The sequence below is a fragment of the Colwellia sp. SU-HH01217 genome, from assembly GCF_057543495.1.
This window is the reverse complement of record NZ_BAAJLX010000003.1, coordinates 1-22,638: the sequence shown is the minus strand read 5'-3', so window position 1 is coordinate 22,638 and position 22,638 is coordinate 1. Positions and strand designations below refer to the sequence as shown.

General features: G+C 37.1%; 18 protein-coding genes and 1 pseudogene. 12 read left to right on the top strand and 7 right to left on the bottom strand.

Features of this window, described 5'->3' with window-relative positions; all coding sequences use genetic code 11:
• Positions 1 to 313 precede the first annotated feature (313 nt).
• From AC27G3_RS05070 to AC27G3_RS05050, 5 genes are all read left to right on the top strand, one after another.
• Positions 314 to 517, top strand: coding sequence for a transposase (locus AC27G3_RS05070; RefSeq protein WP_487119422.1), 204 nt, complete (start codon positions 314 to 316; stop codon positions 515 to 517).
• A gap of 291 nt (positions 518 to 808) precedes the next feature.
• Positions 809 to 1,246 (top strand): DDE-type integrase/transposase/recombinase, encoded by a 438-nt coding sequence (locus AC27G3_RS05065; protein WP_487119420.1) that lies wholly within the window; start codon positions 809 to 811, stop codon positions 1,244 to 1,246.
• A 225-nt stretch (positions 1,247 to 1,471) separates the two neighbouring features.
• Positions 1,472 to 2,542, top strand: coding sequence for an IS110 family RNA-guided transposase (locus tag AC27G3_RS05060; RefSeq protein WP_487119418.1), 1,071 nt, complete (start codon positions 1,472 to 1,474; stop codon positions 2,540 to 2,542).
• An 82-nt stretch (positions 2,543 to 2,624) separates the two neighbouring features.
• The gene (locus AC27G3_RS05055; protein ID WP_487119416.1) at positions 2,625 to 2,813 is read left to right on the top strand and encodes an IS3 family transposase; all 189 of its coding nucleotides are present in this window, start codon (positions 2,625 to 2,627) and stop codon (positions 2,811 to 2,813) included.
• 739 nt (positions 2,814 to 3,552) lie between these two features.
• Positions 3,553 to 5,211, top strand: a complete 1,659-nt coding sequence (locus AC27G3_RS05050; RefSeq protein WP_487119414.1) for a methyl-accepting chemotaxis protein — start codon at positions 3,553 to 3,555, stop codon at positions 5,209 to 5,211.
• Positions 5,212 to 5,286: 75 nt separating this feature from the next.
• On the opposite strand, the gene AC27G3_RS05045 is transcribed toward AC27G3_RS05050, so the two are convergent.
• Positions 5,287 to 5,754, bottom strand: coding sequence for a hypothetical protein (locus tag AC27G3_RS05045; protein WP_487119412.1), 468 nt, complete (start codon positions 5,752 to 5,754; stop codon positions 5,287 to 5,289).
• A 516-nt stretch (positions 5,755 to 6,270) separates the two neighbouring features.
• Here AC27G3_RS05045 and AC27G3_RS05040 point away from each other — a divergent pair.
• Both AC27G3_RS05040 and AC27G3_RS05035 read left to right on the top strand, forming a co-directional pair.
• The gene (locus tag AC27G3_RS05040; protein WP_487119410.1) at positions 6,271 to 6,447 is read left to right on the top strand and encodes a hypothetical protein; all 177 of its coding nucleotides are present in this window, start codon (positions 6,271 to 6,273) and stop codon (positions 6,445 to 6,447) included.
• 86 nt (positions 6,448 to 6,533) lie between these two features.
• Positions 6,534 to 9,536, top strand: coding sequence for a Tn3 family transposase (locus AC27G3_RS05035; protein ID WP_487119408.1), 3,003 nt, complete (start codon positions 6,534 to 6,536; stop codon positions 9,534 to 9,536).
• Here AC27G3_RS05035 and AC27G3_RS05030 read toward each other — a convergent pair.
• The 3 genes and pseudogenes from AC27G3_RS05030 to AC27G3_RS05020 all read right to left on the bottom strand — a co-directional run.
• Positions 9,533 to 10,150 (bottom strand): annotated as a pseudogene (locus tag AC27G3_RS05030) (TonB-dependent receptor domain-containing protein); the annotation flags it as partial. The gene AC27G3_RS05035 and the pseudogene AC27G3_RS05030 sit on opposite strands and share 4 nt — an antisense overlap.
• A 57-nt stretch (positions 10,151 to 10,207) precedes the next feature.
• Entirely contained in the window at positions 10,208 to 11,581 is a 1,374-nt protein-coding gene (locus tag AC27G3_RS05025) for a TonB-dependent receptor (RefSeq protein WP_487119406.1), read from the bottom strand.
• Between the two features lie 279 nt (positions 11,582 to 11,860).
• Positions 11,861 to 13,078 (bottom strand): phosphopentomutase, encoded by a 1,218-nt coding sequence (locus tag AC27G3_RS05020; protein ID WP_487119404.1) that lies wholly within the window; start codon positions 13,076 to 13,078, stop codon positions 11,861 to 11,863.
• A gap of 207 nt (positions 13,079 to 13,285) precedes the next feature.
• Between AC27G3_RS05020 and udk the strand changes: the two genes are divergently transcribed.
• The 4 genes from udk (at position 13,286) to upp (ending at position 16,543) form a co-directional block, all read left to right on the top strand.
• The gene (udk, locus tag AC27G3_RS05015; RefSeq protein WP_487119402.1) at positions 13,286 to 13,921 is read left to right on the top strand and encodes a uridine kinase; all 636 of its coding nucleotides are present in this window, start codon (positions 13,286 to 13,288) and stop codon (positions 13,919 to 13,921) included.
• A 79-nt stretch (positions 13,922 to 14,000) separates the two neighbouring features.
• On the top strand, positions 14,001 to 15,239 hold the full coding sequence (locus AC27G3_RS05010; RefSeq protein ID WP_487119400.1) for a NupC/NupG family nucleoside CNT transporter: 1,239 nt from the start codon (positions 14,001 to 14,003) through the stop codon (positions 15,237 to 15,239).
• 53 nt (positions 15,240 to 15,292) lie between these two features.
• Positions 15,293 to 15,871, top strand: a complete 579-nt coding sequence (locus tag AC27G3_RS05005) for a thymidine kinase (RefSeq protein ID WP_487119398.1) — start codon at positions 15,293 to 15,295, stop codon at positions 15,869 to 15,871.
• 45 nt (positions 15,872 to 15,916) lie between these two features.
• Complete coding sequence (gene upp / locus AC27G3_RS05000; protein WP_487119396.1) at positions 15,917 to 16,543, top strand: uracil phosphoribosyltransferase; 627 nt, start codon at positions 15,917 to 15,919, stop codon at positions 16,541 to 16,543.
• A 62-nt stretch (positions 16,544 to 16,605) separates the two neighbouring features.
• Here upp and deoA read toward each other — a convergent pair whose 3' ends face one another.
• From deoA to AC27G3_RS04985, 3 genes are all read right to left on the bottom strand, one after another.
• The gene (gene deoA, locus AC27G3_RS04995; RefSeq protein ID WP_487119394.1) at positions 16,606 to 17,937 is read right to left on the bottom strand and encodes a thymidine phosphorylase; all 1,332 of its coding nucleotides are present in this window, start codon (positions 17,935 to 17,937) and stop codon (positions 16,606 to 16,608) included.
• Between the two features lie 10 nt (positions 17,938 to 17,947).
• Positions 17,948 to 18,364 carry a cytidine deaminase gene (locus AC27G3_RS04990; RefSeq protein WP_487119392.1) on the bottom strand — a complete coding sequence of 139 codons (417 nt, stop codon included), beginning with the start codon at positions 18,362 to 18,364 and terminating at the stop codon, positions 17,948 to 17,950.
• Between the two features lie 148 nt (positions 18,365 to 18,512).
• Complete coding sequence (locus AC27G3_RS04985; protein WP_487119391.1) at positions 18,513 to 21,632, bottom strand: TonB-dependent receptor; 3,120 nt, start codon at positions 21,630 to 21,632, stop codon at positions 18,513 to 18,515.
• A 266-nt stretch (positions 21,633 to 21,898) separates the two neighbouring features.
• Between AC27G3_RS04985 and AC27G3_RS04980 the strand changes: the two genes are divergently transcribed.
• Positions 21,899 to 22,528: a TetR family transcriptional regulator C-terminal domain-containing protein gene (locus AC27G3_RS04980; protein ID WP_487119389.1), complete on the top strand. Its 630-nt coding sequence runs from the start codon at positions 21,899 to 21,901 to the stop codon at positions 22,526 to 22,528.
• Positions 22,529 to 22,638: the final 110 nt, after the last annotated feature.

Below are 22,638 nucleotides of genomic sequence, written 5' to 3'. Positions count from 1 at the left end.
GTTAGCAAAATAAACTAATAAAAATAAAACTAATCAGGAAAGAAAAAACCTAATAATACGCCATTCCAACCAGCAACTAACTTTGCATTACCTTTCGGTTGATTACCCATATAAACCTCAGCTGGTGTACTTCCACCTAAGTTTTCATAGGGCCTTATGCAGTTATAACAAGTTTGATAAATTTTAAGTCGAGCCCGTAAGTGGTTAACATCTGTAAACTTTGCTAAATGCCACTTCCATTTAGATGTTGTAACGGTACAATTTAACTAGAGACTTCGTTAGAGGTATTATTACTTTAAATAACGAGGTCAACATGCCAAAGAAAATATTATCAGCAGAATTTAAACGTGAATGTGCAGAATTAGTCATTAATCATGGCTACAAACACAGTGATGCGGCTAAAGCGATGGATGTAAGTATATCGTCAATGCAACGCTGGGTTAGCCAATACAGAAAAGAACAAAAAGGCATTACACCCAAACCCAGCGCACTGACATCAGAGCAAATACGCATTTAAGAACTTGAAAAGCAAGTTAAGCAACTAAAAAGTGACAATCAACTATTAAAAATAGTGTTGCGTTGGCAAGTTGAATCTACATCAGCCTTTTTCGCTATGAAAGTGAACAACGGCAACAAATAGCTGTAAAACTGAAAAAGGCTGGAAATAATGTTCAACAGGTTTGTCGATGCTTATCTATCGCATCAAGTACGTTTTATTATCGAGAAAAACCTAAACGTATTGATGCTCAGAAAGTGAAGCTAGAAGCGGCTATTAAGCAAGTTCATATCGATATGGATCAAACGAAGAATGTTAGTTGAGCTACAGGCGATGGGCTTTAATTTAGGTATTCACAAAGTAAGAACATCAATGAAACGGCTAAGGCTTTTTGCTAAACGCCCGACACAGCACCGTTATCCATCAGGTGGAAAAGCGTCAATTATTGCACTGAATTACTTAAATAGACAGTTCAACCCTGAACACATAAATACTTTATGGTCAGGCGATATCACTTACATTCGTACGCAACAAGGTTGGTTGTATTTAGCGGTTATCATGGATTTATGCTCTCGGAAAGTGATCAGTTGGGCGTTCTCTAATAAGCCAAACAGTGAGCTTACGACTAGGGCTTTACGTTTGGCAGTCAACAAGCGGCAGCCAAACGATAATGTGATATTCCATAGTGATAGTAATAATGTTCTGGCCTTGTTTTGCTGTATTAATCATTCATTAATGGTTCATGCTTAAGACATGGTACCAACAATGCACTAGGTTCTCTGACCCTCATAGCGATAGACCAATTAATTGTGTCATTCCTCGGATCTGTCGATTACCTAGTTTCATTGCTTGGTGAGGGTTAGCTCATCAGTATTTGTGACTCAAGAAGGGCCTGTTGATTATCTCATTACTGTCATGTCCAAGTATTTGATTTGGTGCTCTCATCCATATTGGCTATCACCCAGGAGATAAGTAATGAATCAGATCAAAAAGTATGTTGTGGGAGGTGTTGATACCCACAAGGATATTCATGTTGCTGCCGTAGTAAATGAATTAAACCAAGTAATATCTACCGAAAGCTTTCCAACAACTAGGTATGGATATAAGAAAATGCTTATGTGGATGTCGTCATTTGGAATTATTTCACGAGTGGGAATTGAGTGCACTGGTACATATGGTTTAGGCTTATTGCGTTACATGCAAAGCAGCGGGATTGAAGTTTTAGAAGTCACTGCGCCAGACAATTCGGATCGCCGTAGACGAGGAAAAGACGATACTTTAGATGCCGAAAATGCAGCACACGCTGCTTTTAGCAAACTACGTACAGTTACACCAAAAACAAGAGACGGTATGGTTGAATCTCTTAGAGTTTTAAAAAGCTGCCGTAAAAGTGCTGTGGCTGCTAGAACAGTAGCATTGCAGATGATAAAAACGAGTATTGTGTCAGCTCCTGATGAGTTACGTGAAACTCTTAGGCATATGACAAGAATGAGCTTAATCCGTACGCTTGCCTCAACACGTCCTGACTTAACAAACTACAAAGACATTAGCACAGCATATAGGATTACCTTAAAGTCTCTTGCTCGAAGATATATTGAGCTTCATGATGAAATTGCTGATTTGGATAAAATGATAGCAACAATTGTAGACACACTGGCACCTGAATTAATTAAGCAAAATGAGGTTGGATATGAATCAGCGGCACAATTATTAATAACACTAGGTGATAATCCAGAGCGATTGAAATCTGAATCTAGTTTTGCTGCTCTTTGCGGTGTTTGCCCTATTCCTGCATCATCAGGAAAGACTAACAAGCACAGACTAAACCGAGGTGGAGACCGCGCTGCTAATAGTACGCTTCACATAATTGCCATTGGTAGATTACGAACAGAATATCGGTCAAAGTCCTATATTAAGAAACGGACTACCGATGGGTTATCAAAAATGGAAGCATTACGCTGCTTGAAAAGGTATATCGCTCGGGAATTATTCTATCTGCTAAAAAATAGGAATACATCCATTAACTGTGTTCAAATTACATCTTGACACTTAGAAGGGCATCCAGGGTGTTCAATATACGAGTGAAGCATTCCAACATTCATTAAAAGAACATGGTTTAATTTCAAGTATGAGTCGTCGTCGGAATTGCTTAGATAATGCGGTAACAGAAAGGTTTTTTCGCAGCTTGAAATCAGAGCGAGTTAACTATCGACGTTATCAAACTAGGCGAGAAGCAATGGCAGATATTATTGATTATATCGAGCCGTTTTATAATCAAAAACGACGACATTATAAATTAGGAAATTATGTGAGTTGATTCTGTGCCTTTTGTTTAAAAAGATTACTCTGAACGAACAAGATCTATTATTCTCTTTGTCGCTTTAGGCAATGGCGTGGTAATTAAAATAATCTAATTATTTTGCACAACCAAAGATTGGAGTTTAAACACAAAACTACGACAACCCCATAGAGCTAAATAGGATTCAGGATAAGAGTAAACTCGATCTATAAGGAATATAAAATATTATGTATAAAGTAAAAAACACTTGAAGCAATATTTTCATTTGCTTTACTTCAAGGGTGTGCTGACAGCTATCCAGAGGTAGGAAAATTTAGTGGTGGTAATATATCACAATATTCTACAATTTATACTCTAGAACTGAGTAAATTTGAAGGTTGAAAAAGTAAGTTGGGCGAACTTAAATGCTTATTCAAAAGGCAAGATTTATTTTTAGTTTACCTCTTTCTATTAGCAATTTCGAGTGGATGGGTAAAAATCCCTTTAACAAATTCCAAAAATCACTGAAAGTTAATGTCAAAGCGATAACTATTTTGACAAACAGAACGAAGTAAATAATGAAATTATATAAATTCTGCTTGAATATTGAAATCAATAGGTACAATTATAAAAAATTTAGCGTACTCGCATAAGATATAAGATATAAGATAAAGTTATATTTTAATTAAGAAAGCTATCAGACTGTACCAGAACATTTGAATTTAGCTATCACTAACAACTTACGTTCATAAAGAATAATTATATAGGGTTCTGAACAATGAAAAAACTATCACTTGTAAATACGATTATCGCGCTCGCAATTATGTTATTCATCATACAACTCTTCAGTAGCCTATCGTCTATTATTCGCGTTAACACTATGGGACATCATACAGAACAAATTGAAACCATATTGATACCCCTAACAGAAACAACTACCTTAATTACTGAACACCAACTAGAACAAGAAATAAAATTTGAACAGGCCTTTCGTTTTGCTCTAATGAACAGTGCCAGTGAGCGTTTTAACCATACCGTACAAGCTTTTAATACCTTAAACTCATCTATAGAAAATGAACTTAAAGACGCTCATAATCTATTGAAACAAGCTTCGGAAATTTTTACCGAAGGCAACGGGCAAGGGCAAATTGAGGAACTGTTAAAAAGTAATATTTGGACTAAAGAACACCATGCGGATTGGGTGGTAGAAGTAGAAAAAATATTTTCGCTACTGACCTTGGGAAAAACACAAGAAGCATACAATGTATCAGAACATATTGAAAGCGAAGCCGTAGCATTAGAAAAGCAAGTAACAACGATGCTCCATAAAGTAGAAACCTTGACCAAACAGACCTTGCACGAATTAAAAGGTGAAGAGGAACATATTTTAAATGTTGCTATCATCATTTTAATCGTATCTTTTGTCGTTGCTATAATGATGACTCGTTATGTTACTCAAAACCTAGTAAAAGAAATAGACCAATTAAGAGCCGCTATTACACGCATTTCGAGTGGTGACTTAATAACCAAAGCAACATCACGCTTAGGTAAGGAGTTTGGCATAAACCTAATGCGTCAGAATCTGCTTAAGACACTCTCTATCTTTGAGAGTAGCGCTCATGAAATGCTCGGGGCTAGCACTGAATTAGCCCAAATCAGTGCCGATGTTCGTCAAACAATCGATCAGCAAGCAGTGGAAATTGAACAAATCTCTTCTGCAATGGTACAAATGGAAGCGACATCGGTTGAAGTTGCTCAGCATGCTGAAAGTACACAAACATCAACACGCAGTGCCGCTGGTAAAGCACTTGAGAGCAAAGAAACTATAGAAAATGCCATGAGCCTCATTTCAGAGCTTAGCCACAGCCTTGATACGTCGAGTAACAACATCAAAGAATTAGAAGCTCATAGCACCCAAATTGGCTCAGTGCTGGGAGTGATAAAAGATATTGCTGACCAAACTAATTTATTAGCGTTAAATGCAGCGATTGAGGCAGCGCGGGCTGGTGAACAAGGACGAGGTTTTGCCGTGGTTGCTGATGAAGTGCGTAGCCTCGCTCAGCGTACTCAAGAGTCAACCATTGAAATTGAAAATATGATTGAGCTATTCACGCGTGGCACTAATGAAGCCGTCATGTCGATGTCGCAAAGCACTCAGCAAGGTGATTCGAGTAAAAACGCAACTCAAGACACCAATGTTAAAGTTGATGAAATTCAAATAATAATAGATGAAATCAACGGTATGAACAATCAAATAGCAACCGCCGCAGAGCAGCAATCTTGTACTTCTCAAGAGTTATCACGAAATACTGTCAGTATTAATAAATTAACAAACGAGAATTTGACCTCGGTAGCACAAATATCAACTGCATCAGAAGAATTGGCTCAAATATCAATGCAATTAAAAGAACAACTAGAGCAATTTACGCTAGCGTAGCTAGATGTCTAAAATTAACTAAAAAAAGAGCCAAAACAATGTTCATTTGTTGTGGCTCTTTTATTTTATATTTGATTAAAATGATTTTACGAACGCAACACCAAATACTGTTGCGGTTTCGCCATCAATAAAATCAACCGCGATAGTCGGAGCAATACCAAAATCAGTGACATGAAAATCATAGCTTGCTGAAATTCTTGTTAAATTTTCTTTATGGCTATGGTGCCCGCCCACTCTTTCTTTACCAAAACCTGCGCCAACTCTTAAGTCTTCCCATGGATGTAAAAACAGCGATGCTAAAGTAATTGTAGTACCGTCACCATGATGTGCGTCATTGGTTTTTTCAATAACAACACCCGCTCCCCAGCGGCTTGTAAATTTGTATTCATACTCGAAACCGTAGGTAAACTCGATTTCACTGTCAAATGATGTGCCACCAACAAATACCGCTGGAAAATGATGATGTTCCTCTGGTGATGCCCGAGCAACCCCAGAAGTTAATGCTAAATTAACTAACGATAACGCTAAAACTAAAACTTTCATCCTGTATCTCTTCTTATTTTAATATTTAAGTAAATATACCATTTATAAAAAAATTATTTATACCTGTAGAGCATTAAAATATTTATTTAAAATGTCAAAATTAGACACAACGTTAATATCAAGTAATGATAATACAATGTCAGCCATGAAACTTTAGTTCCCGTCAGGTTAAGTTAGACCCAAGCCTAACAACCAGACCTTATCGTTATATTTTGTATATCTCTAGGTTTAGAGCTTTTATTACACGTTCTGAACCTAATCTCTTATACTCAAATAAATTATGCTATATGGACTTCCCTATTTGAAAAATGAATAATTCAGAAATGTACAGTTGCAGGGTTAGCAGCAAAAGCTAGTGTACGGAACCCATTGTATGAGTTGCGACAACGGAAGAAATTATTGTAAAGATGAAAAAGTACCAGAGTCATGTCCCGTATGTGGTGAGCATAAGAACTATGACATTGTAGACCTAGAATCATTGCGACATTAATTTAATTAACATACAGGAACATAAGCATGAAAATAACAACAAGTGAAAATGAAACTGATGCAGGAATTACCGTCTATTTAGATGGTAACTCTATTGGTTGGGCAGATTACAACTTTGAAGATGAATTATCATTTAAAGCTAGTATTTCATTAACAGCAGATCAGATGATTGCAGTAGCAAATAAGTTAAAATCAATTAAGTAACTTGAGATATATTCGCGTTTCAACGCTAATAAGGTTGTGGATTAAAACCAAATAAAGTGAACCACTACAAATATTGAAGGAATAATATGCCAATTGAATTTCTTACTGAAGAACAAAAAAATCAATATGGCCGATATAATACAGAGCCTAACGAGACACAACTTGCTCGTTACTTTCTTTTGGATGATACAGCGCTAACGCTTATTAATAAAAGACGACGCGATTACAATCGTTTGGGGTTTGCTTTACAACTTACTACGGTGAGATTTTTAGGTACCTTTTTACCTGATCCAACTGAAGTTCCAAATAATGTACTTCATTTTATCGCACAACAAATTGATTCTGACGTTGAAAATTTAGCGCAGTATATGAGCCGTAAGGTGACTCGTTACAGCCATAGTAGTGAGATACAAACTTTTTACGGTTACCACGAGTTTAATACACCTCCTTGGCGATTCAGGCTAACACGTTTACTTTATACCCGGGCTTGGATCAGTAATGAGCGTCCGAGCCTGATGTTCGATTTTGCAACAGCATGGCTAGTACATCATAAAGTTCTCTTACCTGGTGTATCAACGCTATCTCGATTAATTTCAGAAATTAGGGAAAGAGCCGTTAACCGTTTATGGAATAAACTAGCAGCACTACCAACTAAAGAACAAAAAACGAAATTAGAAACACTACTTCAAATGCCTAATGATGGACGTGTTTCTCGTTTTGATAATTTTCGAAAAGGCCCGGTAACCATTAGTGGTCCTTCATTTATTACCGCTGTAGAACGCTATATTGAATTAAAGAACTTTGGTTTACAATCGATAGATTTTTGCCATATCCCACCCGTCAGGCTTAAAAACCTTGCTCGTCATGCAGGAGTTATCTCCATGCATAAAATAGCAAGAATGCCAGATGAAAAGCGAATCGCCATTTTGTTGGCTTTTGTAAAAGCGTTTGAAATCATGGCACTTGATGATGCCATCGATATTCTTGATTTATTAATCACAGGTATCGCTGGAGAAGCGAAAAAACTAGGCCAGAAAAAACGACTAAGAACACTGAAAGACTTGGATAAATCAGCACTTGCTTTAGCTGCTATTTGTGATCTTATATTGAATGAGGAAACCACGGATAATCTGTTAAGGAAAGCAATTTTTAATAAATGCCCTAAAGAAAAATTGGCAGAATCAATTGCTACAATTAATGCGATAGCTCGACCCTCTAGTGACAATTTTCATGATGAGATGGTTGAACAGTACGGTAAAGTAAAACGCTTTTTACCACGACTACTTAAAGATATTGCCGTTAAAGCGGCTCCTGCTGGTAAAGTAACGCTTGAAGCTTTTAATTATCTAGCTGAGCTTGGTCACTCGCGTAAGCAAATATTGGACAACCCTCCATTAGAGATAATTACCAATCCTTGGAAAAGATTAGTTTTTAATAAAGATGGCCAAGTGACAACCCGGGGTTATACCTTGTGCTTTCTAGATAAGTTACAAGATAGCTTGCGAAGAAGAGATGTATTTATTGAAGATAGTGACCGTTGGGGCGATCCAAGATCTAAACTCTTACAAAATGAAGAGTGGCAAGCAAATAGGGTCAAGGTTTGCCGCTCACTAGGTCATCCAGTCAAAGCCAAAGAAGCAGTCGAAGCCTTAACAAATCAACTGGATACTACTTATAAGCAAGTGGCCGCTAATTTTAATGAAAATAGCGCAGTCACCATTGATCATTCTGGAAAGCATCCATCTTTAACAATTACCAATTTAGACAAGCTAGATGAGCCAGACAGTTTAATACAGCTTAGAAAAGAAGTTTTAGATTTATTACCTAAAGTTGATTTAACTGAATTACTTTTAGAGATACATGCACTTACTGGCTTTCTTGATGAATTTATCCATGTAAGTGAATCTTCAGCACGAACAAATGATTTAGGTACCAGTATTTGTGCGGTGCTTATTGCTGAAGCCTGTAATATTGGACTAGAGCCATTAATAAAATCTCATATTCCTGCATTAACACGACATCGTTTAAGCTGGGTGAAACAAAACTATGTACGTGCTGAAACACTGGTGAAATCAAATGCGAGGCTAGTTAACCATCAAGCAACGCTAACGTTGGCAAAAAAATGGGGCGGAGGCGAAGTTGCCTCAGCTGATGGCATGCGTTTTGTAAGTGCCGTTCGAACGATAAATGCAGGGCCGAATAAAAAATATTTTGGCTCCAATAGAGGCATTACTTGGTATAACTTTGTATCAGATCAATTCTCAGGGTTTCATGGCATTGTTATCCCCGGGACGTTAAGAGATTCTATGTTTGTTTTAGAGGGACTTTTGGAGCAACAAACAGGATTGACCCTAACTGAAATCATGACCGACACCACAGGCACTAGTGATATAGTGTTTGGTTTATTTTGGTTATTAGGTTATCAATTTTCACCACGCTTGGCTGATGCAGGTGAAGCTTTTTTCTGGCGAATTGACAAAGATGCTGATTATGGCACTCTCGATGATTTAGCACGAGGAACCTTAAACCCAGAAAAAATATATCAACACTGGGATGATATGATGAGGATTGCAGGCTCATTAAAATTAGGCACAGTACAAGCTTCTGAACTCATTCGCTCCTTACTTCGAAGTGACAGACCTTCAAGTTTAGCGCAAGCTATCATTGAAGCTGGACGGATCAACAAAACCATCTATTTGCTCAACTACATCGATGATGAAGATTATCGTCGACGGATATTAACGCAATTAAATCGTGGTGAAGGAAGACACTCTGTTGCTCGTATTATTTGCCACGGTCAACGTGGGGAGATTCGTAAGCGATATAAAGAAGGACAAGAAGATCAACTAGGTGCGCTTGGCTTAGTTACTAATGCTGTAATTTTATGGAACACCATCTACATGCAGTCTGCATTGGAGCATTTACAGCAATCGATAGAAATTAACAAAGAAGATGAAGCTAGATTATCCCCTCTAGGATATGGTCATATTAATGTACTAGGCCATTACTCTTTTACTTTGGCAGAGCAAGTAAAGAAAGGAAAACTTAGACCTTTAAACTTACCTTCAGAAAGGATTGAAAATCCTTAGAGTAACTTTTCGTACCATTGGACTTCAAACCCCGTATATACATACAATTCGCCATCACCAATTTCTTTAGTCCAACGTGCGCTTAGGTTACCTATCCACTCAGGAGACTGAGGTAATGTGTTCCCATCGATAATAACTCCACCATTAGGCGTTAAAGGATCGGTAACTGTACAACCACCACCACAAGCAGCAACTGAAATTGTATCGTCTTGTAATTCAGTATGGTTATAACTCAAACTTGCACCAAAAACTAAATTTTCACTTGCCCAAAACTCTGAGTCTAACTCAAAACCGTACCCTACCGCTTTATCGGCATTAAGTAGGCTTGCTACATTGCTCGTGCCGCCAACAGCCGTTAACTGTTGATCATCAACTATATAATAAAAAACTGAACCATCAATACGCGCGGTATTTTCAAGCATGGTTGACTTAAAGCCTGTTTCAATTGATGTTACTAACTCAGAATCGGCAGTCGTATGAGATTCAGAAAACAGTAAACTACGCCCTTGTATACTTGGTGCACGATAACCTTTTGCTAATCTCGCGTATAAATTTGTTTCTTCTGTCCAAATATAATTAACGCTTATGTCTCCACTAACTTGTGAATCATTAACTGAAGCACTTTCACTAAAACTTGGCGCACCAAAAGGTGATTGTACTAAGGTGCCATCTCAAATACGTTCGTCATCACTATAACGGATACCAAAGTTCATGTTTACTTTTGAAGATATTTCGTAATCAACAGAGCCAAATACTGCCCAAGCTGTTGTTTCCATATTTTGAACAGCAATACCATCTTGAGCACCACCGCCTAAGGTATTAAAACTCAAATTGTTAATCGTTAAATCTTCATTAAAGTAGAAAAATCCTACTTGATAATCGATTACACCAAGATCATTACTCGCTAAACGAATTTCTTGGGTAAGTTGTGAGTGATCGGGCATTCTTGCACCAGTTTCAGAAGGGAATGGGATGAAACCAGGTCCCATATAATCAGGCAAAAATGCAGCACCATAACCACCATCTATATCACCTACAGAAAACATTTCTGCTGACTCGTAACCACTAACAGAAGTTAATGTATAATCGCCAAAGTCATATTCTAACTTTAAGCTAGAGCCGTTCATTTCAATGGTTTGATTATTACGAACTGCGGCATCATGATAAACAACTTCTCTGTCAAAATCGTCAACTAATTCATTAGTACCTGGTTTGATTACATTCGCTCGAAATACTCGTGCATCAGCATCAGCGTCTCTAAAGTGATAGTTAAATAACGCAGAAAAATTATCGCTAGGCTCCCATAATAATTGCAATCTACCGGCAGTTTCACCGTAACCACCTAATTGATCTTCTTGCTCAAAACCAGGCGCTTTATTGTCAATCCAATCATCACGGTCTTGTTGTAAAAACGCAACACGCGCTGATAAGGTGTCTGTTAAACCACCACCAACAGCTAAACGCAAATCAGTAGAGCCATAACTACCGTAAGAGCCTGAGATGGTCGCGTCAAAATCTTGTGTTGGTTTTTTAGATTGCACTTTAATAATACCGGCTGTGGTATTACGACCAAACAAAGTACCTTGTGGACCACGTAAAACTTCTACGCGCTCAATGTCAAACATTGGCATGCCCTTGGTTAATGCATTTTCTAGTACAACATCGTCATAAATTAAAGAAACAGGTTGCGAAGCAAGTAAATCAAAATCTGTATTACCTAACCCACGAATATAAAAACGTGGGAATGTGCGGCCAAACGATGATTCAATTAATAAACTAGGAACTTTTGCTGATAATGCTCTAACATCCATACCTGAGGAGCCAAGTACTTCAAGCTTTTTAGGGGTAATTGCTGACACTGAAATAGGTACATCTTTAATATTTTCAGTACGTTTACGGGCAGTAATTTCAATAACTTCAATCCCTACTACCTTTTTAGCTGCTTCTTCATTTTCTTGAGCGTTAACAGTGTGGCTATACACACCGCCTGCTAATATTGCCGCCTGTATGCACACAGCGAGTGATTTCTTTCTTAATGCAATCATGTTGTTCTCTCCAAGGGCTTTATTTTATTTTTTTAATAATTAAAACGTGATGAGTTTTCACAGTCACTATTTAAAGCGTGTGAAAATCAACACGTCTTAAAGTTATACTTCACTTTAATGGGTCAAAGTATAGTTAACTATTTTAAACTGGTCGGACTTTATTTTAAATGGCTTTATTTTGTTTAACTAATAAATAGTTAACAACGGACAAACTAAACAACTATTTTCCGACTATTGATGGAGTATTGATGAAAAATAGTTGCATTGCCAATGAGAGTATTATGATTTAAACGATAGGTCCTTTAAAAAGCTACTACCGTATTTAAAAGGTGTCAGGGTAAAAATATCCGCAATGGTTTGCCCCAAATCGGCAAAAGTAGCTCTTTCCCCTAAGTTCACCGAACTTATATTATGATGATAAACAATAATAGGCACATATTCTCGCGTGTGATCATTGCCCGGCCATGTAGGATCACAACCGTGATCTGCTGTTAAAAACAACACGTCATCATCTTTCATTGCTGCCATTACATCTGATAAGCGATTATCAAAATTTTCTAATGCTTGTGCAAAGCCAACCGGATCACGTCGGTGGCCATAATCTTGATCAAAGTTAACTAAATTAGTAAAAATCAAACTATTATCAGGTGCCGAATTTATATGATTAATAGTTGCATCAACTAACGCATCAATTCCTGTTGCTTTAGTTTTTTCACTTACCCCTTGATGAGCAAAAATATCGGCTATTTTACCGACACTAATCACGTGACCGCCCTCTTGCGTTAACTTGTCTAAAATTGTAGGTGCTGGTGGTAATACTGAATAGTCTCGGCGGTTGCCTGTTCTTTGAAAATTACTTTTGTTATCGCCAATAAATGGTCGAGCAATAACTCGGCCAATGTTGTATTCATCTAAAATGTCTCGCACTACTTGGCAGTACTGATAAAGATTATCCAAACCAAAATGCTCTTCATGGGCAGCAATTTGAAAAACACTATCGGCAGACGTATAACAAATAGGTAAACCCGTCTTAATGTGTTCTTCGCCTAGCTGCTCAATAATCGTAGTGCCAGACGCATGGCAGTTTCCTAGGAACCCATTAATACCGGTTGCTTTATTGATTTTGTCAATAATCTCTTGAGGGAAGCTTTTCTCTTTATTTTTAAAATAAGTCCAATCAAATAAAACAGGCACACCCGCCATCTCCCAATGTCCACTTGGTGTGTCTTTTCCTGTACTAATTTCAGCGGCATAACCAAATGCACCTTTAGTTGGTAAACTGCCATTAACAGATAACTGTCGATGAGAAGCTTGTTGGCAGGCTTCAACCAAGCCTAAAGAAGATAAAATAGGTAAATTAATCGCTATATTTTTATCTTTAAAGTATGCATCTGATAAGTTCCCAAAGGTATTAGCACCAATATCGCCAAACACATTAGCATCTGGGGCATGGCCAATACCAAAACCATCAATAACCATAATAATTACTCTAGACACAATTTCTCCTAGGTGGTTTTGCTGTTTATTCGTTAGAATGAAACACTATAAAATTAAAATATCTTGACATTATTTAACATTAAACATGACCACGTGGTCAAGTTGTGGTAATTTATCACCATTAATGATTTAGGCAAAGCGTTTAAATTTTCTCTATAATCACTAACAAATAAAAAATTTAAACTTTCATTTAAGGTAAAATTCAAGTTGAAACAAAATAGCCCTACCATTATAGCTATTACTGGTGCGTCTGCTTCAGGTAAATCATTATTTGCTCAAACCATTTTTGATGAATTACTACCAGAACTTGGTGAAGGTGGCATATCGATCATTAAAGAAGATGCTTATTATCGCGATCAAACGCATTTAGCAATGTCAGAACGAGTTAAAACAAACTATGATCACCCAGATGCCTTCGAACATACCTTATTGTCTGAACAATTAAACAGTTTAATTAACAATGAACAAGTAAGTTGCCCTACTTATTGTTATAAAACCCATACTAGAACCAAAGAAACCACGACCTTAACACCGACAAAAATTATTTTAGTCGAGGGCATACTACTCTTTTCTAATCCTAAACTACGTGATTGCTTCAATATAAAAGTGTATATGGATACTCCGCTAGATATTTGTTTAATTAGACGGATACAACGAGATACAACGGAAAGAGATCGAAGTATTGACTCAATCACCGAACAATATTTAAATACAGTTCGACCTATGTATTATCAACATATCGAACCATCGAAGTTCTTTGCCGATTTAATTATCACTAAAGGCGGTAAAAATAGAATGGCGATTGAAGTGCTTAAAGCAAAAATTAGACAACTTACACAATAAAATAAAACATGGGTGAGCATCTAATTAACGCATAATTTACCCTTTAACTTTAACTAATAAAAATAATAACGAGGTAACTATGGATTTAATGGCATTACGAGGTGCTTTAGGGATTGCAGCTCTGCTAGTGATTGCAATTTTGCTCTCAACAAGTCGCAATGACATTAACTGGCGCACCGTTGGTTTTGCGTTTTCACTTCAATTACTGTTAGGTGCATTTGTTTTATATATACCCTTTGGTAAAGATGTGCTCCAGTCGGTTACCAACGCAGTTCAAGGTGTTATTGACAGTGCGCAAGTTGGTATCGCCTTCTTATTCGGTGGTTTAGGCACTGATGCTATGTTTGGTAATGGTGTCGGGTTTGTATTTGCTGTTCGTGTTTTACCTGTCATTATTTTCTTCTCTTCTCTTATCGCAGTACTTTACTATTTAGGTATTATGCAGTGGGTCGTTAAAATTATTGGAGGAGGTCTACAAAAACTATTACAAACCAGTAAGTCTGAGTCTCTCTCTGCTACCGCTAATATTTTTGTCGGTCAAACTGAAGCACCATTAGTTATTCGCCCCTATATTGCAAAAATGAGTCAGTCAGAACTTTTCGCCATTATGGTTGGTGGTTTAGCGTCAGTCGCAGGTTCAATTTTAGCGGGTTATGCTGGTTTAGGTGTTGATTTAAAATACTTGATAGCCGCTTCTTTTATGGCAGCTCCTGGCGGGTTATTAATGGCCAAATTGATCATTCCTGAAACAGAAAAAATAATCAACCAAGACGCAATTATAGAAGAAGAGACAGATCGCCCAGTAAACGTAATTGACGCAGCTGCCTCAGGTGCTGCATCAGGCTTAAAATTAGCCGTAAATGTTGGTGCAATGTTATTAGCATTTATTGCTTTAATCGCTCTGCTTAACACTTTAGTTGGTGGTATTGGTAACCTACTTGGTTATGAAAACATTTCAATTGAATGGATACTCGGTTATTTATTTGCCCCATTAGCTTTTGTTATTGGTGTACCAGCAAATGAAATGCTACAAGCGGGAAGTTTTATTGGTCAAAAAATTGTTGTAAATGAATTTTTTGCATATGCCAATTATGTCGAAGTTAAAGAGACCTTAAGCGCCTCAACACAAGCTATTATTACTTTTGCTTTATGTGGTTTCGCCAATTTATCTTCAATTGCTATTTTACTTGGTGGTATTGGCTCTATGGCGCCCAACAGACGTCATGATATTGCCCGGCTGGGAATGAAAGCTATGATAGCTGCAACGTTAGCTAACCTAATGAGTGCAGCGATTGCTGGCTTATTTTTAAGCTTATAAGTCATTGCGTTTACAGTTTAACGCTATTAAGAAAATTAAAGGAACAAGGCGGTATGGCTCAGCTTTATTTTTACTATTCATCGATGAATGCGGGTAAGTCTACCAACTTATTACAATCGTCATATAATTATCAAGAAAGAGGATTACACTCTGTTATTTATACCGCGAGAATTGATGATAGATTTGCAAAAGCTAAAGTAACCTCTCGTTTAGGTTTAAGTGCAGATGCTAGTTTGTTTGATGAAAACACACATATATTTAATGAAATATCCGCACTAAACAATAACCAAAAGGTTGATTGTTTATTAATTGATGAAGCACAGTTCTTATCGAGCATCCAAGTAAAGCAACTCACAGATATTGTTGATTTATTACACATACCTGTTTTGGCTTATGGCATTAGAACAGACTTTTTAGGTCAAACGTTTTCTGGTAGTGCTGCATTACTTGCCTGGGCAGATAAATTGGTTGAATTAAAAACTATTTGTCATTGTGGGCGAAAAGCAAATTTTGTTATTAGACGTGACAACGAAGGTAACGCCGTTACCAATGGTCAACAAGTAGAAGTTGGTGGAAACGAGCGTTATGAACCCTTATGCCGCGCTCACTTTAAGTCTCTTGTTTGGTGTTAACAATTATTAAACTGTGTAAACAATGAAAATTTATTGAGGATAATTATGGCTAATTACGCGAGCAAACACCCTTTAGTTCAACACAAGATTAGTTTATTGCGCGATGAGTTAATTTCTGTAAAAAGCTTTAGAGAGCTCACCAATGAAATATCAAGTTTATTACTTACCGAGGCAACAGCTAACTTACCGTTAGAAAATAAGCCAATAACGTGTTGGTCAGGTAATATTTCCACACCTTTACTCGCCAATAAACAACCCACTTTAGTACCCATTTTGCGAGCAGGATTAGGCATGCTGGATGGAGCATTAGCAATACTCCCTTGTGCAAAAATAAGCGTTGTAGGCTTACAACGCAATGAAGAAACATTAGCTCCAGAAAGTTATTATCAAAATATTATTAGAGATATTGATGATCGTACAGCGATAATAATAGATCCTATGCTTGCAACAGGCGGTACAGCAAAAGATACAATAGATTTATTGAAAAACTCAGGGTGTAAAAATATTATTGCTGTGTTTCTAGTTGCCGCACCTGAAGGTATAGCGTATGTAAATGATGCTCACCCAGATGTCGATTTGTATTTAGGGGCAATTGATGAACGATTAAATGAACAAGGTTATATTTTGCCGGGTCTAGGCGACGCTGGCGATAAACTATTCGGAACCCTGTAAATAGCACGCTCCTTATTGCGATTTAATACGATAAGAAGCGACTAATTTAACAAAGAAATAACCTAGTCAATCGTTTGATATATCACAGGTAAAGCTTCTTGAGATACAGAAGATAAGCTAATCGATTTAACATACTCACTACTTGCTTGTACTGCCATATCATTACTTGTTGCATGCACACGAGCGATAACATCACCTTTATTGACCAAAGTCCCCACAGGTAAAATTTGATCAAAACCGACACTATGGTCAATCGCTTGTCCATTTGCTAATCGCCCGCCTCCCATTGCGACAATGTTCATACCAATGTCTCGTGTTTGCATAGCATTGATATAACCATGCTCTGGTGCAACAACATCTTTGATAACTTTCGCTTTAGGCATAAATTGCCATGGTTTTTCTAGTAAATTGGCATCGCCCCCTAGAGCGGCGATCATTTTAGCAAACACTTGAGCTGCTTTACCTGAAGCAAGTGCTTTGTCCGCCATCGCCTTCGCCTCTTGATTACTTTTAGCAATCCCAGTGTTAACTAACATCGCATTAGATAACGCTATTACAATTTTATGCAATCGAGGCTCTCGTTGCTCGCCAGTTAAGTATTGTATCGTTTCATAAATTTCTACGGCATTGCCTGCACTACTGCCTAAGACTTGATTCATATCCGTAATGATCGCTTGCGTTTTAACCCCCGCATGGTTAGCAACATTAACAATACTTTGCGCTAACGCAGTAGCTTGAGACATATCAGTCATCATCGCGCCATTACCCACTTTAACATCCATCACTAAAGCATCGAGACCTGCACTCAACTTTTTGGACAAAATAGAGGCAGTAATAAGCGGTATAGACTCAACTGTCGCCGTGACGTCGCGAATTCCATACAATCGTTTATCAGCAGGAGCAATATTGTCAGTTTGAGAGATAATCGCGATGCCTAATTCTTTAACAATACGCTGAAAGTCACTTGTAGTTGGTTGTACATTAAACCCTGCAATACTTTCTAACTTATCAGAAGTTCCGCCGGTATGTCCTAAACCACGACCTGAAACCATTGGTACATATGCACCGCATGCCGCAACTATAGCTGCCAACATAAAACTAACTTTATCTCCAACACCACCGGTTGAATGCTTATCAACAATAGGTCCATCAAGCTTTAAAGCATCTGCCCAAGATAAGACTTCTCCAGAATGCATCATTGACATAGTAAGCTGGGTGATTTCTTGTGTTGTCATGCCCTTTTGATAAACAGCCATCGCCATTGAACCTACTTGAGCATCGTTAAACTGACCATTAACTAAACCATCAACAAAAAATTGTATTTCTTGATCTGTTAATTGGCCACCATCGCGTTTTGTTCTAATTATTTCTTGAGGTAAAATTTTGCTACTCATATTAATATCCTTATTTATCGAGTAAATCTTTGGGTGAGAAAGCATCAGGTAACAACTCAGCAACTGTCCATTGCTTTTTATCACCTAAATGATTAGCCGCTCTTATATTTGCTAAAGGCTCGAAAAACTCAGCAATAACTTGTCTGCACGCACCACATGGTGGGGTAAGTTTTTCTTGTTCGGTGTAAATTACCATAGCAGTGAGTGCTTTTTCGCCATGAATAATTGCTTGCGCTATACAGTTTCTTTCAGCACAAGTTGTTAAACCATAAGAAGCATTTTCAACATTGCAGCCTTGTACTATATGCCCTTGCGCAGTATAAGCCGCAGCACCTACATAGAATTTGCTGTATGGTGCATACGCTTTTCCTGCGCTTTCTTTGGCAGAGCTTGTTAATGTTAACCAATCAATTGTTTGTTGAGACATAAATAAACCTTAATTAACTGACCATATGGTCAACTTAATTAATATCCTAGTTAACTCTTGCTGAAATATCAATAACTCTTTACGTTTTAACCATAAAAAAGCCGCACAAAATTATGCGGCTAATACGTAGAGCTAAACAAAGTAAAGGCTAGAAATCATATTTCATACCGATTCTAATTTCCCATAACGACGCGTCTGTAACACGGCTTTGTGATGAAGGCGAAGTAAAGCTATCATAAGAATACTGCCCATTAGCTGTTATTGAAGACTCTACAGCGCCTTGTAAGAAACTACCTTCTTTTAATACGCCCCAATCATCGTTAAGCATGTTGCCAAAGTTTTCTATAACAAAATACGCGCTTGCCTTATGACCTTTGATAAAACCTGGGAATTGTTGTTCAACGCGAACATCAAACTTAGTCCACCATCCACCGTCAAGGCTATTACGTCCCATTATTGCACCTCGTTTTAACCCTTCAGATTTTATAAAGTCATTAAAAGCTGCTTGATCAAAATTGCTACCATAAACGACTTTACTATCATTTTCTGTCGGTACATAAAGCAGTTGACGAGAGGTATCGTTATAACCAAAACCACTCGAACTATTGCTGAAACTATAGGTATAAGGATGAGTTTGATTAGATTGGCCGAAAACACTAAATTGTGTTTCATAGCCGGCAAAGAACTCATGAACATACGTCATATTTAACGTAAAACGATGAGGTATTTCATAATTTGAGGGCGATAGCGCTAAATTTTCTGAATCTACCACTGCGACATTATGATAATTAGAAAATGCAACAGAACTTGTCATCGGGTGAATATCTTGAGCATCAGTATAAGCATATGATGCGGTAAAAGAGAAACCATTGTCATAAGCTTTACTCACAGCAAAAGACATCACGGTAGTTTTTCCGTCTTCCCCTTTAACATTGGTTAATAAAAAGTCGTTATTTCTACCGTGATTAACTCCTTCATAAACTGGACGTCCATCAGGAGCAGTCGCAACTTGTCCATAAGCAATATTTTTAATAACCGCTGAGTCTTGCTTGTCTGTATAAAGGAAATCGGCCATCAATACATATTCATTAGTAGTGACATACGTCGCACCCAACGAATACTTCCATTCTGACGGTATTTCAAAATCAGGATCGGTTACGTTCGTATCAGAATCACTACTTCCGCTGCCAACACTATTATATAAATCAACAGGAATATCGTATCCAGGTTGGCCACTGCCATTAAAGTCAATGGCATTAGGCCCTAATATTTGTATTGATTTAATGCGCTCTTGAATATTACGTACGCCATCATTAGAGTAACTGTTAGAAATCCAAACATTTGGATTACCACCAGAATATAGTCCTAGGCCACCTCTTATTTCTAATTGCTCATCAACGGTCCAATTAAAACCAAACCTTGGCTGAATGAGATCAACGCCATCTAGATTTTGTGAATTGGTAAAACCGTATCTATTTTCAAAATTTTGATTATGATTAGGTGTATCATCGCTTGTATACCAGTCATACCGTAAACCAGCAGTTAGGGTAATATCGTAATCATCAAATTCAAATTTATCTTGAAAATAAACCGTATTTAACGCGTAAGCAAATTCCCCTGCCGCATCATCAGGATTATGAGAGCTCGCGTTACCGTAGTATATTTGTTTAGCAAAACCATCTTCAAAACCTTGTAAGTTACTAAAGTCTGTTTCTCCTTGAGAGTGCTGAACAAATAAATTAAATACATCTAACTCTTCACGCTCATAACCAAAATACAACTCGTGTGAATCAAGGTAATAAGTACCAGCTATTTTTATTGACAAATTGTCGTATTTTAATTTGTTCGATTGACGAGAATCATCTGGACCTAAATAAACATCAACATCTTCACCGCGCTCAATACCCACTTTTTCGATAGTAAACTCACTAAAGCCACTTGCTTGATCTAGTGAAATTTGTCGATTATCAAGTTTTGAATACCCTAATCTAACCTCAGTAGTGAAATTATCGGTCCAGTCTGAATATAATGATGAAACATATGAGGTGAACTCTGCACCACGTTCATAAAAGTGATTAGAAAGGGATAACCGTGAAGAACCTTCATCAGACTGCCCTATTTCAAATCCATCATTATAATTATAAACAAAGTTCAAACGATGGTTATCGTTTATGTTCCAGTCGAGTTTAACAAGAATCTTTTCATCATCAACAGGAATACTTGGCACCATAGTGCCTGGATCGTAATTGTATTTATCTTTAGATATTTGAATAATACGATCGATATCTGATTGTAAAATCGCGCCGTTATCAAAGGCTGTATATTGCATGATTTGCGCACCATCGAGCTTTTCATAGGCCGCAAAGAAATATAATTCATCTTTAATTAAAGGAAAGCCAAGATTAAAACCATAACGCTTTTCATCATAACTCCCCGTATCAATATCATCCCCTTCTAGGCTATCACCTTTAAACGAATCACTGGTGTAGTCTAAAAATACACTGCCGGCAAACTCATTCCCACCCGATTTTGTTACCGCATTAATATTACATGATGTAAAACCACCATATTGTACGTCAAACGGAGCAAGTTCAACCGCAACCTGATCAATAGCATCATAAGAAAAAGGAATGCGAACAGTTGGATAACCATTAGAATTTAAGCCGAAATTATCATTCATTCGCGCTCCATCAACGGTCAAACTATTAAACCTAGGATTACCACCCGCACAAACTACAGAATCAGAGCCTGAGCCAGTTTCATTAATATATACTCGTGGATCTACCCGTATTACATCTTTAATATCGCGATTTACCGTTGGAGTTAATTCAATATCTTTTAAATTGAAATTAGAAGATGGGCTATTACTGCCATAGTTTTTATTAACAATACGACCTGTAATAACAATAGTTTCAATATCTTCTTGAGGTTTTAAAGCAACATTTACGGGGTAAGTTTCGCCTAGCGTTAAAAAAACATCTTTAAGTTGCGTATCTTCAAACCTATCTGAGTCAATAACAATTTTATATGGTCCCCCTACCCGTAAACCTTTAGCAGAAAATGATCCCGTATCATTAACTACGGCTGTTTTAGTGGTCCCTGATGGTATGTGCGTTATAGTCACTACTGCACCACTAGCCGGATTACCGTTAGGGCCAACAATATTACCTTTTACACCTGATGAAGTAGTATTGGCCATTGCTGATGTAGTTAAACCTAGTGCGATTATTACTGCACCTGCAATACGAGTTATACTGGGAGTATCCATATTATTTTCCTTGGTGTTTATACTGTTATAATTAAAATTGTTTTTATCTAGACAATAATAGTCAAGATTAATGTTTTTGCTATAAAATCCACAAATCGTTCAAAATTAAAACAAACATTCATGACAATTTCATTACAACTTGCACTTATTGACTATTTAGTTAGTATTTAATATACACTTAATGAATGTTAGTGGTATTGTGTCATGATCAGTACACCTCCCTTTGACTACTTTAAAATAAAACATACTAAATGGATGATTAACTAATGGCTGAAAAAATGAATAAACAAGGTTTAATAAGAGCCCAAAGCCAAGAAAAAATATTATTTTCAGCTCAAGAAGAGTTTATTTTAAATGGTTATCGAGGTGCAACGGTTCAGTCGATTGCCGACAGAGCCGGCTTACCTAAAGCTAATGTATTATATTATTTTAAAAATAAAGAAAATATTTATCACGCGGTTCTCGAACAAACATTAGATATGTGGGATCAAGGAATTGGTGATATTGAAACTGATGCCGGCCCTAAAGTAGCAATTGAAAAATTTATTGAAGCCAAAGTTAAAATGTCATTTAACCACCCAAGCGCTTCAAAGATATATGCGATGGAGATCATTCAAGGGGCACAACATCTTAAAGAATACGCCAGAACTTATTTAAGAAAATGGGTAAGAGAAAAAGCGAAACTCTTCCAACAGTGGGTTGATAACGGAGAAATGAAAGATGTAGATCCTGTTTACCTTATCTTTCTAATTTGGTCTTCAACACAACATTATGCTGATTTTGAAACTCAAGTATTAACAGTCATGAATCAAGCTGATTATGAAGAAGAAGATATTCAACGTGTTACGAGTTTCTTAACTGACTTTATTTTACGTGGTTGTGGCTTAAAAACATAAATACTACGCTTTATGTTATCACCAAATTTATCGTATTAGGCTCAGTTATTAATAAACTTAACCAATAAAAAAGGTTGCCGAAGCAACCTTTTTCAATTTTATAATATGAT

Coding starts and splice junctions, on each gene's coding strand:
- AC27G3_RS05070 (WP_487119422.1), top strand. CDS start 314: ATGCCAAAGAAAATATTATCAGCAGAATTTAAACGTGAATGTGCAGAA.
- AC27G3_RS05065 (WP_487119420.1), top strand. CDS start 809: ATGTTAGTTGAGCTACAGGCGATGGGCTTTAATTTAGGTATTCACAAA.
- AC27G3_RS05060 (WP_487119418.1), top strand. CDS start 1,472: ATGAATCAGATCAAAAAGTATGTTGTGGGAGGTGTTGATACCCACAAG.
- AC27G3_RS05055 (WP_487119416.1), top strand. CDS start 2,625: ATGAGTCGTCGTCGGAATTGCTTAGATAATGCGGTAACAGAAAGGTTT.
- AC27G3_RS05050 (WP_487119414.1), top strand. CDS start 3,553: ATGAAAAAACTATCACTTGTAAATACGATTATCGCGCTCGCAATTATG.
- AC27G3_RS05045 (WP_487119412.1), bottom strand. CDS start 5,754: ATGAAAGTTTTAGTTTTAGCGTTATCGTTAGTTAATTTAGCATTAACT.
- AC27G3_RS05040 (WP_487119410.1), top strand. CDS start 6,271: ATGAAAATAACAACAAGTGAAAATGAAACTGATGCAGGAATTACCGTC.
- AC27G3_RS05035 (WP_487119408.1), top strand. CDS start 6,534: ATGCCAATTGAATTTCTTACTGAAGAACAAAAAAATCAATATGGCCGA.
- AC27G3_RS05025 (WP_487119406.1), bottom strand. CDS start 11,581: ATGATTGCATTAAGAAAGAAATCACTCGCTGTGTGCATACAGGCGGCA.
- AC27G3_RS05010 (WP_487119400.1), top strand. CDS start 14,001: ATGGATTTAATGGCATTACGAGGTGCTTTAGGGATTGCAGCTCTGCTA.
- AC27G3_RS05005 (WP_487119398.1), top strand. CDS start 15,293: ATGGCTCAGCTTTATTTTTACTATTCATCGATGAATGCGGGTAAGTCT.
- upp (WP_487119396.1), top strand. CDS start 15,917: ATGGCTAATTACGCGAGCAAACACCCTTTAGTTCAACACAAGATTAGT.
- deoA (WP_487119394.1), bottom strand. CDS start 17,937: ATGAGTAGCAAAATTTTACCTCAAGAAATAATTAGAACAAAACGCGAT.
- AC27G3_RS04990 (WP_487119392.1), bottom strand. CDS start 18,364: ATGTCTCAACAAACAATTGATTGGTTAACATTAACAAGCTCTGCCAAA.
- AC27G3_RS04985 (WP_487119391.1), bottom strand. CDS start 21,632: ATGGATACTCCCAGTATAACTCGTATTGCAGGTGCAGTAATAATCGCA.
- AC27G3_RS04980 (WP_487119389.1), top strand. CDS start 21,899: ATGGCTGAAAAAATGAATAAACAAGGTTTAATAAGAGCCCAAAGCCAA.